The organism is Pseudomonas sp. Irchel s3a12 (assembly GCF_900187485.1).
Classification (GTDB): domain Bacteria; phylum Pseudomonadota; class Gammaproteobacteria; order Pseudomonadales; family Pseudomonadaceae; genus Aquipseudomonas; species Aquipseudomonas neuropathica.
The window spans coordinates 152,277-169,123 of record NZ_FYDN01000008.1 but is presented as its reverse complement, the minus strand read 5'-3'; the positions used below and the strand labels follow the sequence as shown (position 1 = coordinate 169,123).

18 protein-coding genes and 1 tRNA gene are annotated in these 16,847 nt (G+C 58.7%); 13 read left to right on the top strand and 6 right to left on the bottom strand.

Features of this window, described 5'->3' with window-relative positions; all coding sequences use genetic code 11:
• Positions 1-67 precede the first annotated feature (67 nt).
• Together CKW14_RS15435 and CKW14_RS15430 are read right to left on the bottom strand one after the other, a co-directional pair.
• The gene (locus tag CKW14_RS15435; RefSeq protein ID WP_093438380.1) at positions 68-889 is read right to left on the bottom strand and encodes an HDOD domain-containing protein; all 822 of its coding nucleotides are present in this window, start codon (positions 887-889) and stop codon (positions 68-70) included.
• Positions 890-924: 35 nt separating this feature from the next.
• On the bottom strand, positions 925-1,866 hold the full coding sequence (locus CKW14_RS15430; RefSeq protein ID WP_095049215.1) for a folate-binding protein YgfZ: 942 nt from the start codon (positions 1,864-1,866) through the stop codon (positions 925-927).
• Positions 1,867-2,016: 150 nt separating this feature from the next.
• Between CKW14_RS15430 and CKW14_RS15425 the strand changes: the two genes are divergently transcribed.
• Both CKW14_RS15425 and CKW14_RS15420 read left to right on the top strand, forming a co-directional pair.
• The gene (locus CKW14_RS15425; protein ID WP_095049216.1) at positions 2,017-2,271 is read left to right on the top strand and encodes a succinate dehydrogenase assembly factor 2; all 255 of its coding nucleotides are present in this window, start codon (positions 2,017-2,019) and stop codon (positions 2,269-2,271) included.
• A complete protein-coding gene (locus CKW14_RS15420) occupies positions 2,255-2,707 on the top strand; it encodes a protein YgfX (RefSeq protein WP_095049217.1) in 453 nt (150 codons plus the stop codon). Before CKW14_RS15425 ends, CKW14_RS15420 begins: the two co-directional genes overlap by 17 nt.
• Here the strand turns inward: CKW14_RS15420 and nadB are convergent.
• Positions 2,676-4,292: an L-aspartate oxidase gene (gene nadB / locus CKW14_RS15415; RefSeq protein ID WP_095049218.1), complete on the bottom strand. Its 1,617-nt coding sequence runs from the start codon at positions 4,290-4,292 to the stop codon at positions 2,676-2,678. The genes CKW14_RS15420 and nadB overlap by 32 nt on opposite strands.
• Before the next feature lie 558 nt (positions 4,293-4,850).
• On the opposite strand from nadB, the gene rpoE reads away from it, so the two are divergent.
• The 4 genes from rpoE to CKW14_RS15395 all read left to right on the top strand — a co-directional run bounded on the left by rpoE (position 4,851) and on the right by CKW14_RS15395 (position 8,668).
• Positions 4,851-5,432 carry an RNA polymerase sigma factor RpoE gene (gene rpoE / locus CKW14_RS15410; protein WP_003172477.1) on the top strand — a complete coding sequence of 194 codons (582 nt, stop codon included), beginning with the start codon at positions 4,851-4,853 and terminating at the stop codon, positions 5,430-5,432.
• Positions 5,433-5,462: 30 nt separating this feature from the next.
• Positions 5,463-6,050 (top strand): sigma-E factor negative regulatory protein, encoded by a 588-nt coding sequence (locus tag CKW14_RS15405; RefSeq protein ID WP_034153146.1) that lies wholly within the window; start codon positions 5,463-5,465, stop codon positions 6,048-6,050.
• An 8-nt stretch (positions 6,051-6,058) separates the two neighbouring features.
• Positions 6,059-7,024 (top strand): MucB/RseB C-terminal domain-containing protein, encoded by a 966-nt coding sequence (locus tag CKW14_RS15400; RefSeq protein ID WP_093438329.1) that lies wholly within the window; start codon positions 6,059-6,061, stop codon positions 7,022-7,024.
• Positions 7,025-7,234: 210 nt separating this feature from the next.
• The gene (locus CKW14_RS15395) at positions 7,235-8,668 is read left to right on the top strand and encodes a DegQ family serine endoprotease (protein ID WP_034153148.1); all 1,434 of its coding nucleotides are present in this window, start codon (positions 7,235-7,237) and stop codon (positions 8,666-8,668) included.
• Positions 8,669-8,750: 82 nt separating this feature from the next.
• Here CKW14_RS15395 and CKW14_RS15390 read toward each other — a convergent pair whose 3' ends face one another.
• Positions 8,751-10,184 (bottom strand): M48 family metalloprotease, encoded by a 1,434-nt coding sequence (locus tag CKW14_RS15390; RefSeq protein ID WP_034153149.1) that lies wholly within the window; start codon positions 10,182-10,184, stop codon positions 8,751-8,753.
• 98 nt (positions 10,185-10,282) lie between these two features.
• Between CKW14_RS15390 and CKW14_RS15385 the strand changes: the two genes are divergently transcribed.
• Together CKW14_RS15385 and CKW14_RS15380 are read left to right on the top strand one after the other, a co-directional pair.
• A complete protein-coding gene (locus tag CKW14_RS15385; RefSeq protein WP_007911399.1) occupies positions 10,283-10,522 on the top strand; it encodes a sulfurtransferase TusA family protein in 240 nt (79 codons plus the stop codon).
• A 31-nt stretch (positions 10,523-10,553) separates the two neighbouring features.
• Positions 10,554-11,624: an AI-2E family transporter gene (locus tag CKW14_RS15380; protein ID WP_095049219.1), complete on the top strand. Its 1,071-nt coding sequence runs from the start codon at positions 10,554-10,556 to the stop codon at positions 11,622-11,624.
• 135 nt (positions 11,625-11,759) lie between these two features.
• On the opposite strand, the gene CKW14_RS15375 is transcribed toward CKW14_RS15380, so the two are convergent.
• On the bottom strand, positions 11,760-12,233 hold the full coding sequence (locus CKW14_RS15375; RefSeq protein WP_095125582.1) for a peroxiredoxin: 474 nt from the start codon (positions 12,231-12,233) through the stop codon (positions 11,760-11,762).
• Between the two features lie 10 nt (positions 12,234-12,243).
• A complete protein-coding gene (locus tag CKW14_RS15370; RefSeq protein WP_034153153.1) occupies positions 12,244-12,804 on the bottom strand; it encodes a glycine cleavage system protein R in 561 nt (186 codons plus the stop codon).
• 330 nt (positions 12,805-13,134) lie between these two features.
• Here CKW14_RS15370 and dapA point away from each other — a divergent pair, with 330 nt between their 5' ends.
• From dapA to CKW14_RS15340, 5 genes are all read left to right on the top strand, one after another.
• Positions 13,135-14,013, top strand: a complete 879-nt coding sequence (dapA, locus tag CKW14_RS15360; RefSeq protein WP_095049220.1) for a 4-hydroxy-tetrahydrodipicolinate synthase — start codon at positions 13,135-13,137, stop codon at positions 14,011-14,013.
• Between the two features lie 17 nt (positions 14,014-14,030).
• Positions 14,031-15,146 carry an outer membrane protein assembly factor BamC gene (gene bamC / locus CKW14_RS15355; RefSeq protein WP_093438304.1) on the top strand — a complete coding sequence of 372 codons (1,116 nt, stop codon included), beginning with the start codon at positions 14,031-14,033 and terminating at the stop codon, positions 15,144-15,146.
• Between the two features lie 6 nt (positions 15,147-15,152).
• Positions 15,153-15,914: an MBL fold metallo-hydrolase gene (locus CKW14_RS15350; protein ID WP_095049221.1), complete on the top strand. Its 762-nt coding sequence runs from the start codon at positions 15,153-15,155 to the stop codon at positions 15,912-15,914.
• Between the two features lie 28 nt (positions 15,915-15,942).
• Positions 15,943-16,656 carry a phosphoribosylaminoimidazolesuccinocarboxamide synthase gene (gene purC / locus CKW14_RS15345; RefSeq protein WP_007911389.1) on the top strand — a complete coding sequence of 238 codons (714 nt, stop codon included), beginning with the start codon at positions 15,943-15,945 and terminating at the stop codon, positions 16,654-16,656.
• Between the two features lie 83 nt (positions 16,657-16,739).
• Positions 16,740-16,829, top strand: a tRNA-Ser gene (locus tag CKW14_RS15340).
• Positions 16,830-16,847: the final 18 nt, after the last annotated feature.

The window sequence follows — 16,847 nt, the reverse complement described above, 5'->3', positions numbered from 1 at the left end:
TCCCACTCTGGAATGCATTTTCCTGTGGGAGCGAGCCTGCTCGCGAATGTGGCGGCGCGGTCTCGGATCAGTAAAACATCGTCCGCGACTCTTCCAGATCTTCACACAACGCTTTGTTCTCCGGATCAATCCCAAGCTTCCTGAACGCCGGCACGCTCAGTGGATCAATCCGCGCAAACGGGTGGTCAGTGCCCTTGTGGCAATACAGGCTCGCCACCTGCACCAGATCGACGTAATCAATGGCCGTCGAGTCGCGCTTGAAGTCCTGATAGCGCCCCGGCAACTCCACCAATCGTTCCGGAAACTCCCACACGCGCAGCAACTTGTCGCCGAGCAACGGGTGAATATGGTCGATCACATGGTTGAGGCTGACCGGATCCGACAGCAGCTCATAGTGATCTTCGGCGTAAGTCAGAATCGGCAGTACCCCGATCTGATGCACCAGCCCGCCAAGGGCTGCCTGATCGGGCTTGAGTTGCGTGTAGCGGCGGCACAACGCGTAACTGACCCCGGCAATTTCCAGGCTCTTGCGCCAGACTTCGCGCATCTTCTGCTCGACCACTTCGGAGCGGGCGTGGAAGATCTGCTCCATCACCAGGCCGATGGCCAGGTTGCTGCTGTAGTTGATGCCCAGCCGGGTGATGGCTGTGTGCAGGTCGGTGACTTCCTGCGCGGCGCGCAGCAGCGGGCTGTTGACCACTTTGATCAGGCGCGCCGACAGTGCCGTGTCACGGCCGATCACTTTGCTCAGGTCGCTGACGCTGATTTCCGGGTCTTCAGCAGCCTTGCGAATCTGCAGGGCCACTTCCGGCAACGTGGGCAGAACCAGGTCATCGTTATCGATGGCCGCAACCAAATCCTGTTGGACTTTTTCCGCCAGTTCGCTCATTTAAACTCTCTAGGGTGTTGCAACAAATGCTGCGATCAGCGCTGGATTTCGCGGTCGCGATCCAGTTCGTAAGGCAGGTCGAGCAGATGCAGCGCGGGACCTTCGAGGGTGCCCAGACGCAAATCACCGGCTTCGGCAGCTTCGGCCTGCAGCACCGCCAGGAGTTCAATGTTTTGCCCGGCCTTGGCGGCCAGCACCACTTCGCCGATGGCGCTGTTGTGGCTTGGCGCGAACAGTTGTGTACCAGGCTCCGGCAAGTCAGCAGCGTCCAGGCTCAATCGATACAGACGACGCTTGAGTTTGCCCAGGTACTGCATGCGCGCGACGATTTCCTGGCCGGTGTAGCAACCTTTCTTGAAACTCACGCCGCCGACGGCTTGCAGGTTGAGCATCTGCGGGATGAACAGCTCGCGAGTGCTTGGCATGACCTGACCGATACCGGCGCGGATCTGGCCCAGCAGCCATTGATTCAGCTCGGCTTCAGGCAGGGCTTCGGACAATTTGGCTTTGATCGCGTCAGCCTGATCGACCGGTGCCCAGAGTTCGGCGCGATCCGGCGAGACGCGAATCGCGATCAGGCTTTCATTGCGCACGAGGCTGTCAGTTTCTGCCGGCAGATCCAGACCGAGGCTGGTCAAGGCGTTGTCGCCATGGGCCAGGCCGAAGCGTACCCAAGCGGCGCTTTCGTCGGTCAGTTTTGATTTGGAGAACACCGCGTACTTTTTCAGGTCCGCCAGTTGCGGCTCCAGCAGCTCGCTGGCCATCGCCAGGACCACGCCATCGCCTTCAAGCAGAATGCGGAAGCTCGACTGCATCCGGCCTTTCTGTGTGCAACGAGCACCGAGGCTGGCGCGGCTGTCGCTCAGGTAATTGAGATTGCAGGTCAACTGGCCTTGCAGGAATTTTCCGGCATCCGCGCCGCGAACCGCGAGAACGCCTTCATGAGACAGGGTGCAGAAAAAAGCAGAATCGGCCATGGGTCTTCGCAGGGTAAATAGACTGGGGCACATCATAAGGGCGCGTTGGTGAAATGGGTAGTTGATAAAGGATCGGTGGTGCCCGACCAAAGCCGACTGTGCGACCCGCCTCGGCGCTGTATACTTGCCGCCAAATTTGAGGAGGGCTCCATGGTCGAACAAGTTGAACTGAATCGCCTCTTTTGGCACAGCCGTCGCGGCATGCTTGAGCTTGACGTGTTGCTGGTGCCGTTCGTGAAAGAGGTTTATGCCGATCTGAACGAGGTGGATCGTGCGTTGTATGTTCGCCTGTTGGAGTGCGAGGATCAGGACATGTTCGGCTGGTTCATGGAGCGCAGCGAGTCTGAAGATCCGGAGCTGCAGCGTATGGTTCGCATGATCCTGGACCGTGTCCAGCCCAAGTAACACGTTCGAATGCCGCTGGCATGCCTCACGGCAGTTGCTGGCGGCGTATCTGCTGGCCCAGGCGTTCGCACTGGGTTCGGTGTTCCTGCTTTCTATTCCACTCTGGGCAAGTTTGCTCGGGGCTTTTGGCTGTCTGCTTCACGGATATTGGGTGTTGCCTCGGCAGATTCTGCTAAATCACCCTCAGGCGTTTCGCGGATTGCGCCGGGACGCCGATGGCTGGCAGTTGTGGAATCAGGCGGATGGCTGGCAAGCCGTGCAGTTGAGGCCGGACAGCCTGGCGCTGCCGTTGATCGTGGTTTTGCGTTTTCGTCTGCGCGGGGAATGGCGGGTCAGATCAATCTGTGTACCACGGGACTCGCAGGCGGCGGATCTGCACCGGCGCCTGCGAGTACGGCTCAAGTTCAGCCGGCGTAGGTGGGCGGCACCAGAATAGTGTCGAGCGCCTCAGGCAACAGGTCGGGATAGTCGAGGGTGTAATGCAGGCCGCGACTTTCCTTGCGCTCCATGGCTGAGCAAATCATCAGTTCGGCGACTTGTGCCAGGTTGCGCAGTTCGATCAGATCGCGACTGACCTTATAGTTGCTGTAGAACTCGTCGATCTCGTCCAGCAGCAGGCGCACGCGGTGTTGCGCCCGTTGCAGGCGCTTATTGGTGCGCACGATGCCGACGTAGTCCCACATGAACCGTCGCAGTTCATCCCAGTTGTGCGCGATGATCACGTCTTCGTCGGAGTCGGTGACCTGGCTGGCGTCCCAGACGGGCAGGGCGCTTGGCGCGGCGACATCGTCCAGTTGCGCGAGGATGTCCGCCGCCGCCGAACGGGCATAGACGAAACATTCCAGCAGCGAATTACTGGCCATGCGGTTGGCGCCATGCAGGCCGGTGAAGCTGGTTTCGCCGATGGCATACAGGCCCGGCACATCGGTGCGACCGTTCTGATCGACCATCACGCCGCCACAGGTGTAATGCGCGGCCGGGACGACCGGGATCGGCTGTTTGGTGATGTCGATGCCGAATCCCAGGCAGCGCTCATAAACAGTCGGGAAGTGACTTTTAATGAACGCTTCGGGTTTGTGGCTGATGTCGAGATACACGCAGTCAACGCCCAAGCGCTTCATTTCATGGTCGATGGCCCGGGCGACGATGTCACGCGGTGCCAGCTCGGCGCGCTTGTCGAAGCGGGACATGAAGCGTTCGCCATTGGGCAGCTTCAAATGGGCGCCTTCGCCGCGCAGGGCTTCGGTGATCAGAAAACTCTTGGCCTGTGGGTGATACAGGCAGGTCGGGTGGAACTGGTTGAACTCCAGGTTCGCCACCCGGCAACCCGAACGCCAGGCCATGGCGATGCCGTCACCGCAGGCGCCGTCGGGGTTACTGGTATAGAGATAGACCTTGGCGGCACCGCCCGAGGCCAGAATCACGAAGCGTGCGCCGTAGGTGTCGACTTCGCCAGTCTTGCGGTTGAGTACGTAGGCGCCGAGGCATCGTTCGCCTTGCATGCCTAAGCGTCGTTCGGTGATCAGGTCGACGGCGACCCGCTGCTCCAGCAGTTCGATATTCGAACGCTCTTTGGCCTGGGCCAGCAGGGTTTTGAAGATGGCAGCGCCGGTGGCATCGGCCGCATGGATGATGCGGCGGTGACTGTGGCCACCTTCGCGGGTCAGGTGGAATTCGAATCCGCCGTCTTCAGTGCCGGACTGATCGTCGCGGGTGAAAGGCACGCCTTGGTCGATCAGCCACTGGATGGCCTCGCGGCTGTGCTCGACGGTGAAACGCACTGCGTCTTCGTGGCATAGACCGCCGCCGGCGTTCAGGGTGTCGTCGACGTGGGATTCGACAGTGTCGGTGTCATCCAGCACAGCTGCGACGCCGCCCTGGGCCCAATAGGTGGATCCGTTGGCGAGATCGCCTTTGCTCAATACGGCAATGCGCAAATGACCCGGCAGGGTCAGCGCGAGACTTAAACCGGCAGCACCGCTGCCAATGACCAGAACATCATGTTGGAATTGTTGGCTCATTACAGGATTCCGCTCAAAGCGACCCGGGTCGGGGGTGGTGCAGGACTGCCGGATCGGCGAGTCAAGGCAGCCACACAGCCCACTAGTATATAGAGGGGGGGATCGGCACAATAGCCGGGCCGACATGGCATTGTGAAACTACTGTGACCGAAAAAACCGTGTGCTTCGTCGGAAGTTTTTCTCACCCATTTGGGGAAAAGACGACTGTATCGGTGCTGAAACAGACTTTTTCTGCACAGGGTCGCCCAATGTCAGGTGGTGACGGCTATAAATAATTGGAACTTTTGCCAAAGGCCCAAGATCAATAGTCGGTGCCAGAGATAAGGGACAGTGTCGGCTTCAGTGCGGAATCTGCGGTTGGATTCCTGCCGGCGAAACCGATGACAAGATTATTCGCGCAGCCGGTTTATCCCGAGCTGCGCTTTTCGTGCGTGCCAAATCAGAGCCCGCAGGAAACTTGCCTGGAGGGGGAGAACTTTTGCGAAAAGCCCGAGTCTATGTTTGCAAGTCTGGTCGTTTAGTTATGCAAGTCTCCTTCGGGCTTATCGAGGAGTGTTCATGCTAACCCAGGAAGAGGATCAGCAGCTGGTCGAGCGCGTTCAACGCGGCGACAAGCGAGCTTTCGATCTGTTGGTGCTGAAGTATCAGCACAAGATTCTCGGGTTGATCGTGCGTTTCGTGCACGACACCCATGAAGCCCAGGACGTGGCTCAGGAAGCCTTTATCAAGGCATATCGAGCGCTTGGAAACTTTCGCGGCGACAGTGCGTTTTATACGTGGCTGTACCGTATTGCCATTAACACGGCAAAGAATTACCTGGTTTCACGCGGCCGCCGGCCGCCGGATAGCGATGTAAGTTCCGAAGATGCAGAGTTCTACGATGGCGATCATGGCCTCAAGGATCTCGAGTCACCAGAACGTGCACTGCTGCGGGATGAGATCGAAGGCACTGTCCATCGAACCATTCAGCAACTGCCAGAGGATTTGCGTACGGCGTTAACTTTACGTGAATTCGATGGTCTGAGTTACGAGGACATTGCGAGCGTCATGCAATGTCCGGTGGGTACCGTGCGCTCCCGGATTTTCCGCGCCCGGGAGGCCATCGATAAAGCCCTGCAGCCGTTGTTGCAGGAAAACTGAGACAGCGGCGACAGCCAAGAGAGGAACGCCATGAGTCGTGAAGCCCTGCAGGAATCGCTGTCCGCAGTGATGGATAACGAAGCGGACGAACTGGAATTGCGTCGAGTGCTCAATGCACTGGATGATGTTGATACCCGTGAGACCTGGGCTCGTTACCAGATCGCTCGGGCAGCCATGCACAAGGATCTGCTGCTGCCACGTCTGGATATCGCTGCGGCAGTGTCTGCTGCACTGGAAGACGAAACGGCTCCGGCCAAAGTATCTCGCAGCCCATGGCGCAATCTTGGCCGTCTGGCTGTTGCAGCCTCGGTGACTGTTGCCGTTCTGGCCGGTGTTCGCCTGTACAACCAGGACGAAATCGCTGGTGTTGAGCTGGCTCAGCAATCCAATCAGCCAACCTTGGCCACCCCACAGGTCAAAGGTCCGGCTGTTCTGGCAGGCTATAGTGAAAGTTCGGAAGCCACTGGCCCTATGGCCAACGGCGTACTGCAAGGTCAGCCAGGCTGGCATGATCAGCGTCTGCCAGGCTACCTGCGTCAGCACGCACAACAGGCTGCACTGAAAGGCACTGAAAGCGCGTTGCCATACGCACGTGCAGCAAGTCTGGAAAACCGTTAAGGAGGATCATGCGCGCCATACCTCTACTTTCGCTTCTGCTCAGTGGCTGGTTCATAGTTCCAGCCCACGCTGATGAGGCCCAGGACTGGTTGACCCGTCTGGGCCAGGCCGAGCAGCAGCAAAGCTTTCACGGCACTTTCGTATACGAGCGTAACGGTAGCTTTTCTACCCATAACATCTGGCATCGCGTCCAGAATGGCCAGGTTCGCGAGCGTTTACTCCAGCTCGACGGTTCGGCGCAGGAAGTCGTGCGCATTGATGGACACACTCAATGCGTCAGCGGCACCCTGATTGCCGGTCTGGGGGATTCCCCCAACTCAGCCGCTCGTCCTCTCGATCCGCAAAAGCTGAAAAACTGGTATGACCTTGCCGTCATCGGCAAATCGCGCGTGGCTGGGCGAGACGCAGTGATTGTATCGCTGACGCCTCGCGATCAGCATCGTTACGGTTTTGAATTGCATCTGGACAAGAAAACGGGTTTGCCGCTGAAGTCGTTGCTGCTGAACGACAAGGGGCAGTTGCTCGAACGCTTCCAGTTCACCAGTCTCGATACTGACGAAGTCCCGTCGGACAAAGATTTGCAGGCTGATGCCGACTGTAAAGCGATAACGCTCGACAGCGACAAGGCTTCCGCCGTCAAGACCGCTCAGGTCTGGCATTCGGACTGGCTGCCGCCGGGTTTTGAACTGACCAGCAGCACCTCGCACAAGGACCCGGAAACCAAGACTCAGGTCAACAGTTTGCTGTACGACGACGGCTTGGCACGCTTTTCGGTTTTCCTTGAGCCTTTGAACGGCGCAACCGTCACTGACACCCGCACGCAACTGGGTCCAACCGTTGCCGTTTCCCGTCGCCTGACAACGCCTGAAGGCGAGATGATGGTCACTGTGGTTGGTGAGATTCCAATTGGCACTGCCGAACGAATTGCTCTGTCGATGCGAAATACCGATGGCACTGCAACCAGTAAGCAGTGAGCTGATTTCAGTCATTACCACGTCTTCATCGAGACGTAGATGAAATGTTTGCTGAGCATTTTCATTTGCAAATACCCCGAAAATTTTTTATAGGTCAGAGCCTCACGGCTCTGGCCTTGTTTGTTGTTCCCGGAACAAAAATGCCGGTCGGTGGTTTCCGGCGTTCCTTGCTCCATATCGCTTAACCCTGCTCGTCGTAACGGGAGCTGTATGTCGATACCAAGTTTGAAATCCTATCTCTCCATTTTCGCCACTGTGCTGTTGCTCGGTCAGGCGGTGCCTGCGGCGCAAGCGGCCGATCTGCCTGACTTCACCCAATTGGTCGAACAAGCTTCGCCAGCCGTGGTGAACATCAGTACCACGCAGAAACTGCCGGATCGCAAAGTGAACCAGCAGATGCCTGATCTGGAAGGCCTGCCGCCGATGCTGCGCGAATTCTTCGAGCGCGGCATGCCGCCTCAGCAGCGTTCGCCGGGCGGTGGTGGTCGTCAGCGTGAAGCGCAGTCGCTGGGTTCGGGCTTCATTATCTCCCCGGATGGCTACATCCTGACCAATAACCACGTAATCGCCGATGCCGACGAGATCCTCGTCCGCCTCGCCGACCGCAGTGAAATGAAAGCCAAGCTGATCGGCACCGATCCACGCTCCGACGTGGCCTTGCTGAAAATCGAAGGCAAGGATCTGCCGGTGCTCAAACTCGGCAAATCCCAGGACTTGAAAGCCGGTCAGTGGGTCGTGGCAATCGGTTCGCCGTTTGGCTTCGACCATACCGTGACTCAAGGTATCGTCAGTGCCGTGGGTCGTAGCCTGCCGAACGAAAACTATGTGCCGTTCATTCAGACCGACGTGCCGATCAACCCAGGTAACTCCGGTGGTCCGCTGTTCAACCTGAACGGTGAAGTGGTCGGCATCAACTCGCAGATCTACACCCGTTCGGGTGGTTTCATGGGCGTGTCGTTCGCGATCCCGATCGACGTGGCGATGGATGTGTCCAATCAGCTGAAGAGCGGTGGCAAAGTCAGCCGCGGCTGGCTGGGCGTGGTCATCCAGGAAGTGAATAAGGATCTGGCCGAGTCGTTCGGCCTGGATAAACCGGCCGGCGCGCTGGTTGCCCAGATTCAGGATGACGGTCCGGCAGCCAAAGGTGGCCTGCAAGTTGGCGACGTGATCCTGAGCATGAATGGTCAGCCGATCGTCATGTCAGCTGATCTGCCGCATCTGGTCGGCGCACTGAAAGCTGGCGCCAAAGCCAATCTGGAAGTGATTCGTGAAGGCAAGCGCAAGAATGTCGAGCTGACGGTTGGCGCGATCCCTGATGAAGACAAAGAGCTGGATGCGCTACCGAAGTCCGGTACTGAAAGCACCAGCAACCGCCTCGGTGTGTCGGTGGGCGAGCTGACCGCCGAGCAGAAGAAAACCTACGACCTCAAAGGTGGTGTGGTGATCAAGGAAGTGCAGGACGGTCCTGCGGCGCTGATTGGTCTGCAGCCAGGTGACGTGATCACGCACCTGAACAACCAGGCCATCGGCTCCACCAAGGAGTTCGGCGAGATCGCCAAGGCACTGCCGAAGAACCGTTCGGTGTCGATGCGCGTTCTGCGTCAAGGTCGTGCCAGCTTCATCACCTTCAAACTGGCTGAATAATCCAGCGCTAAGGTAAAAAAGAAACCGCCTCGAAAGAGGCGGTTTTTTTATGCCTGAAGCTTTTGTCTGGACGGCAGGAGGCTTAGCCCATCATGTCCTTGACCATCCGCTCTTGTTCCATCAGCTCACGCTGGCGGGCATCGATGCGTGAAGACAGCGGGAAGTTACTGCCAGCCTTGCGCTTGGCAAAATCGAGTTGCTGGATCGCCTGGCGATAATCGCCAACCAGCGCGAAATACTCGGCCCGCGCCTGGTGCAGGCCAATGATGTTCCCCGACAAGCCACGGGTTTCGGCGACCTGATACCAGACATCCGGATCATCCGGGCGGGATTTGAGTAATGCTTCCAGCGCCTTCTCGGCATCCGGCGCGCGATTCTGTTTCAGCAGCAGATCCACTCGAACCTGATTCAGCGGATAGTTGCCCGGATATTGTGTAAGCATCCGGTCCACACGGGACTGTGCATCCGGCAAACGATTATTGGTGATGTCCAGATCGACTTGGGCAAGGTTGTAGATGATTTCGTTCGGCGACGTCGCCAGCAATTGCTTGAGATTCTCGCGCGCTTCATTCAACTGGCCACCCTTGATCTGCGCAATCGCCAGACCGTAGCGCGCCACATCGTTCTTCGGGTTTTCATCCAGCTGCGCACGGAAACGCTTGGCGCCCAGACCCGGGGTTTCTTCGTAGATCAACTGCACGCGCGCGCGGATCAATTGATAGCGCTTGGAGTCTTCAATGCCGCCCGGTTTGGCTTGTTCGGCGCGGTTGCGGGTGTCGGCAATACGCGATTCGGTCACCGGGTGAGTCAGCAGGAATTCCGGTGGCTTGGCGTCGAAACGGTATTGACGCATCAGGCGTTCGAACATGGTCGGCATCGAACGCGGGTCATACCCGGCCTTTTCCAGATTGAGGATGCCGATGCGGTCGGCTTCCTGTTCGTTCTGCCGGGAGAAGGTGCGTTGCGACTGAATCGCCGCTGCCTGCGTACCGGCGATGGTCGCAATACCGGCGTCACCGCCACCGGCTGCGGCAATGACGATCCCGGCCAGCAGCGCGGCCATCATCGGTACCTGCATTCGTTGCGATGCCTCGACGCCGCGCGCGAAGTGGCGTTGTGACAAGTGCGCCAGTTCGTGCGCCAGTACCGATGCGTATTCACCCTCGGTCTGCGCATTGAGGAACAAGCCACCATTGACCCCGACCACGCCACCCGGCGCCGCGAAGGCGTTGAGCTGCGGGCTGTTGATCAGAATGAATTCAAGGCGTCGGTCAGTGACTTGACTGGTCTCCACCAGCTTATAGACGCTGGATTCGACGTAGTCCTTGAGCTGCGGATCGTTGAGCTGTGAAACCTGGCTGCGCAACATCGCCAGCCAGGCGCGGCCAAGCTGGTATTCCTGTTGCGGCGAGACAATGGCAGAACTGGCGTCGCCAAGTGACGGCAGATCGTCGGCAAAGCCTGGTGAGGCGAGCAGGCAAGCGAGCGTCAGCAGGGTAGGGCGCAGAAAAGTCATGCACAAAGCCTTAGAAGACAAAGACCTTACTGTAGCCGGACACCGATGCTGCGACCAGATATTCTAGGCTGCTCGAAGACCTGAACCGGAGTGACGCAATGACTGACGCTGTAGCCCATGACGTGGAACTGGACGCCAGTGGCCTGAATTGTCCGTTGCCGTTGCTCAAGGCGAAAATGGAGCTGAACAAGCTTCAGAGTGGCGCCGTCCTCAAGGTGATCGCCACTGATGCGGGCTCGCAACGCGACTTTCGCACCTTTGCCAAATTGGCCGGTCATACGCTGCTGCGCGAAGAAGACGAAGCAGGTGTCTACCGTTACTGGTTGAAAAAGGCCTGAAATCGACAGCGTTACAATCTAAGGATTATTGATGTTCAAAGTGTTACGCGACTGGATTCAGCGCTATTTCTCCGATGAGGAAGCGGTGGTGCTGGCGGTGCTGCTGTTTCTCGCCTTCACGGCCGTGCTCACCCTCGGCGGCATGCTTGCGCCGGTATTGGCGGGTATGGTGCTGGCGTATCTCATGCAGGGCCTGGTGGTCACGCTCGAGCGTCTGCGCGTGCCGGGTGGTGTGGCGGTAGGATTGGTGTTCGCGCTGTTCATGGGCGTGCTGATGCTGTTTATCCTCGTGGTGTTGCCGCTGCTCTGGCATCAGTTGATCACGCTGTTCAATGAGTTGCCGGGCATGCTCGCCAAATGGCAGTCGCTGCTGTTGCTGCTGCCGGAACGCTATCCGCACCTGGTGTCCGATGAGCAAGTGTTGCAGGCGATCGAGGCGGCACGTGGCGAGATCGGCAAGTTCGGCCAGTGGGCGCTGACGTTCTCGCTGTCGAGTTTGCCGCTGCTGGTGAACATCATGATCTATCTGGTACTAGTGCCGATTCTGGTGTTCTTCTTCCTCAAGGACCGGGCCATGATCGGCGAATGGGTGCGTGGCTACTTGCCGCGTGAGCGCGCGCTGATCACTCGGGTTGCGCAGGAGATGAACCGGCAGATTGCCAACTACATTCGCGGCAAGGTCATCGAAATCGTGATTTGTGGCGGCGTGACCTACATCGCGTTTGCCGCCCTCGGACTCAACTATGCGGCGCTGCTGGCGTTGCTGGTCGGTGTGTCGGTGGTGGTGCCGTATGTCGGTGCCGTGGTGGTGACCGTGCCGGTGCTGCTGATTGCGCTGTTCCAGTGGGGCTGGAGCGATCAGTTCATTTATCTGATGGCGGTCTACGGGATCATTCAGACACTGGATGGCAATGTGCTGGTGCCGCTGCTGTTCTCGGAGGCGGTCAATTTGCACCCGGTGGCAATCATCTGTGCAGTGCTGTTGTTTGGCGGGTTGTGGGGATTCTGGGGGGTGTTCTTTGCGATCCCGCTGGCGACCCTATTCAAGGCAGTGCTGGATGCGTGGCCGCGCAAGGAGCCGGTGGTGGCGCCGCTGCTGTAGCGATTGATCCAGATTGTTCGGTGCGGCTTAAGGCCTCATCGCCGGCAAGCCAGCTCCCACAGGGTTTTCGGTGCACACAAAACCTGTGGGAGCTGGCTTGCCAGCGATGGCGTCAGAGAAAACGCGAGAGAAACATCAGGCCTTGTTCAAATTCTGCGCAGCAGCCAAAACAGCATCCACATGCCCCGGCACTTTCACACCACGCCATTCCTGACGCAGCACACCGTCCTTATCAATAAGGAACGTGCTGCGATCTACGCCCAGGTATTCCTTGCCGTACAGCTTCTTCAGCTTGATCACGTCGAACAATTGGCAGACGGCTTCGTCCTTGTCGCTGATCAGCTCGAACGGAAACTCCTGCTTGCACTTGAAGTTCTCGTGGGACTTCAGGCTGTCGCGGGAGATACCGAAAATCTCGGTATTGGCGGTCTTGAAGGCGGCGTATTGATCACGAAAGCCCTGGCCTTCTGTGGTGCAACCCGGGGTGCTGTCCTTCGGATAGAAATAGATCACCACTTGCTTGCCCTTGAGGGCAGACAGGCTGACAGTCTGCCCGCTGGTGGCAGGTGCTGCGAAATCGGCAACCGGTTGGTCGATGACAACGGCCATGAAAGTTTCCTTACATTGGGTTCTGTGGGCGCCAAGGCTCGATCAGTGCGTCCAGGTTCATCGCGTCGGAGAAGTCGAGGAACTGGTCGCGCAGCCAGCTGATCTGGGTGCCGGCGGGCAGGGTCACGGTAAATGTGGCGTTGAGCATGGTGCCGCCGGTCTGCGGCGCCTGGTACGTGTCGCAGGTCAGGTTTTCCAGTTCGACGTTGTGATCCATGAAGAACTGGCACAGCTCATTGATGATGTCCGGGCGATACGCCGAGCTGACATACGCCACGTACGGCAGGGCCTGCGGACGATTTTCCAGCGGCGCGCTGCGCACCACGTTGGCGGTGAAAGCGTGTTTCTTGGCCAGGCCCGGCAAGCTGCCTTCCAGGCGGGCGAGGGCATCCCAACTGCCGGAGACCTCGAGGACCAAAGCGCTGCACTCGCCGTGGCGAGTCAGGCGTGAAGTAACCACGGCGCAGCGATTTTCATGGCTGGCGCGGCACAGGACGTTAGTCAGCTCCATGGGGTTGGCGCCGAGGGCACTGATGACAAGGAATTGTTCGCGAACTGTGGGGGTGGACATGCAGCATTCCTAAAGCGATGAGCGGTCGGTAGGTTTAAGGGCGTTGGCCACCGGGGAGTGCCTGTTCTGGCTGTCCGTACAAAGAGGCCCGGCAAGCGCTCGCGGCTCGCTCCACTATAGCGGGAGCGCGTCGATGCGACGCAGGAACGGGGTCTGGGAGGCCGTAAAGGGAGGCTGGAACCCGGCGTACAAGCTGATCAGTACCGATCAAAGTCTGAAGGGTAGCGAAAAGCGGCGCCAAGGGGAATGGCGGCAGCGCAGTACTTCGCTTGTGCAAGCATCTTGGCGCCAGTACCATTACCGCTCTCTTTTTCCGGCAGGAGCGGTTTCATGATTGCGGGCAGTATGGTGGCACTGGTCACTCCCATGGATGCACAAGGGCGTCTTGACTGGGACAGCCTCAGCAAACTCGTGGACTTCCATCTCAAGAACGGCACCCATGCCATTGTCGCGGTCGGTACTACCGGCGAGTCGGCAACCCTTGATGTAGAAGAACACATCGCCGTCATCAAAGCCGTGGTCAAACAGGTTGCCGGGCGCATTCCGGTCATCGCCGGCACTGGCGCCAACTCGACCCGCGAAGCTGTCGAGCTGACCCGCAACGCCAAGGAAGCCGGGGCCGATGCCTGCCTGCTGGTGGTTCCGTACTACAACAAGCCGACTCAGGAAGGTCTGTACCAGCACTTCAAGCACATTGCTGAAGCGGTCGACATTCCGCAGATTCTCTACAACGTTCCTGGCCGCACGTCTTGTGACATGCAGGCCGAGACCGTGATTCGCCTGTCCACCGTGCCGAACATCATCGGTATCAAGGAAGCCACTGGCGACCTGAAACGCGCCAAAGCGATTATCGATGGTGTGAACAAGGATTTCATCGTGCTGTCCGGCGATGATCCGACCGCCGTTGAGCTGATCCTGCTGGGTGGCAAAGGCAACATCTCTGTAACCGCCAACGTCGCGCCACGCGAAATGGCCGATCTGTGCGAGGCCGCGCTCAAGGGCGACGCCGACACCGCACGGGCGATCAACGAAAAACTGATGCCACTGCACAAAGACCTGTTCATCGAAGCCAACCCGATTCCGGTGAAGTGGGCTTTGGTGGAAATGGGCCTGATGCATCAAGGCATCCGCCTGCCACTGACCTGGCTGAGCACACCTTGTCACGAAACGCTCCGCTTGGCCCTGCGCCAGTGCAGCGTCCTGGTTTAATTGAGGAAGTACAACGCATGAAGCGAATGGCCGGACTTTCCGCACTTGCCTTGATTATCTCCAGCACCAGCGGCTGCGGATGGGTCTGGGGGCCGGAAGGTTATTTCCGCGACCGTGGTAGCGATTACCTGCAAGCGCAACAGACTGCACCAATGCAACTGCCACCGGAAGTCAGCACTTCCAAGCGTCTGGATCCGCTGTTGCCGATCCCGCGTAACGTTGCTGATGACACCGAGAAGGGCGAATACATTGTGCCGCGTCCTCAGCCGCTGTCGGCCGTTGCCGATGCCAGCGATTACTCGCTGCAGAAGAGCGGTGACTCCCGCTGGGTCGTGGCCCAGCACCCACCGGCCGAAGTCTGGCCAGTGGCGGTGCAGTTCTTCCAGGACAACGGTTTCCGTCTGGATGAACAGCGCCCGCAGACCGGCGAGTTCACCACCACCTGGCAGCATTCCGACGAACTGTCCGCGGCCATGGCCAAGCGCCTGAGCGCAGCCGGCATCGCCAGCGACAGCGAAACCCGCGTGCGTGTGCGGATCGAGCCGGGCGTGCAGCGCAACACCAGTGAAATCTACGTGGTCAGCGCCGAGCGTCCAGCCGGCAGCACGGCCGATGTGGCCTTCACCAACCGTTCGGTCAACACTGGCCTGGACGCAGCGCTGGTCGACGACATGCTCGCGAGCATGAGCCGGATCTCCGAGAAGGGCGGCTCGGTGTCGATGCTGGCCTCGCGTGATTTCGATACGCCAAGCCGTGTCAGCCTCAGCGAAGACGGCAGCGGCAACCCGGTGTTGAACGTCGGTAACGATCTGGACCGTGCCTGGTCGAGCGTTGGCCGTGCACTGGAACAAGGCGAATGGCGCGTTGAAGACATCAACCGTAGCCTGGGCCTGTACTACATCAACCTGGCCGAAAAAGCCGAGAAGAAAGACGACAAGCCTGGTTTCTTCAGCAGCCTGTTCGGCAGTGCGCCGAGCAAGGAAGAAGTTGAAGCCCGTGCCGAGCGTTATCAGGTTCGCCTGAGCAAGGTTGGCGAGAACATTCAGGTGACCGTCGAGAAAAACATCAACACCGTCGCGCCGGCTGAAGTGGCACGCAAAGTGTTGAGCGTGATTCAGGACAACCTGGGCTGATCAACCATGCGTTTTGCCGTTCTCGGCAGCGGTAGCCAAGGGAACGGCACGCTGATCGCCAGTGCTGATACGTATGTGCTGGTGGATTGTGGTTTTTCCCTGCGGGAAACCGAAAAACGCCTATTGCGCCTGGGTGTGACCCCGGCGCAACTGAGCGCGATACTCGTAACCCACGAACATGCCGACCACGTGCATGGCGTGGGTTTACTGTCTCGGCGCTACAATCTACCGGTCTACCTCAGTCGCGGCACACTGCGCGGGATGCGCAAACCGATTGAACCCGCAGGCTTTCTGGCCGGCGGCGAGCAACTGCAGATCGGTGCACTGAGCATCGGGGTCATTGCCGTGGCCCATGATGCGCAGGAACCGACCCAGTACGTCTTCAGTGATCACCAGCAGCGGCGCTTCGGCCTGCTGACCGACCTGGGTTCCTACTGCGAGCGGGTGCTGGATGGTTATCGGGACCTCGATGCGTTGATGATCGAGTCCAACCACTGTCGCGATATGCTGGCCCGTGGTCATTACCCGTACTTTCTCAAGCAGCGGGTGGGCGGCGAGCTGGGACATTTGAACAACCATCAGGCGGCATTCCTGGTGTCCGAGTTGGGCTGGCAGGGCTTGCAACACCTGGTCCTGGCCCATCTGAGCAGCAAGAACAACCTGCCGCAGTTGGCCCGGCAATGTTTTGTCGACACCCTCGGGTGCGACCCGGACTGGCTGCAACTGGCCGATCAAGATTCAGGGCTCGACTGGCGCCACATCGCCTAGCCCACCTACTTAGCAAGCGGAGCCCATCATGGAAAAACGTGAAGAACTCTACCGCGGCAAAGCCAAATCGGTTTACAAGACCGACGACGCTGACCGCTTGATCCTGCTGTTTCGCAACGACACCTCGGCGTTCGACGGCAAGCGTATCGAGCAGCTCGACCGCAAAGGCATGGTCAACAACAAGTTCAATGCCTTCATCATGCAGAAACTCGAAGCGGCCGGCGTACCGACCCAATTCGACAAATTGCTGGCCGACAATGAAGTCCTGGTGAAGAAACTCGACATGATCCCGGTCGAGTGCGTCGTGCGTAACTACGCTGCCGGTAGTCTGGTCAAGCGTCTGGGCGTCGAAGAGGGCCTGAAGCTCAATCCTTACACCTTCGAACTGTTCCTGAAGGACGACGCCAAGGGCGACCCGTTCATCAACGAATCCCACGTCGTGGCATTCGGTTGGGGCACCGCCGAGCAACTGGTGCGCATGAAAGAACTGTCGCTCAAGGTCAACGAAGTCCTGACCAAGCTGTTCGACGACGCTGGCCTGCTGCTGGTCGACTTCAAGCTTGAGTTCGGCGTGTTCAGCGACGGCTCCATCGTCCTCGGTGACGAGTTCAGCCCGGACGGCTGCCGTCTGTGGGACAAGGACACTAAGAAGAAGATGGACAAAGACCGCTTCCGTCAGGGCCTCGGTGACGTTATCGAAGCCTACGAAGAAGTCGCCAATCGTCTGGGTGTACCGCTTTAATCGACGCAAGCATCTGATAGCACGAAGAAAATTTCGAAAGAGGGTTTGCTTTCGGTAAAAGTGTTGTTATGATGCGCGCCGTTGGAGAGATGCCAGAGTGGCCGAATGGGACGGATTCGAAATCCGTTGTACCTTCACCGGTACCTAGGGTTCGAATCCCTATCTCTCCGCCATTACATAGAAAAAGCCCC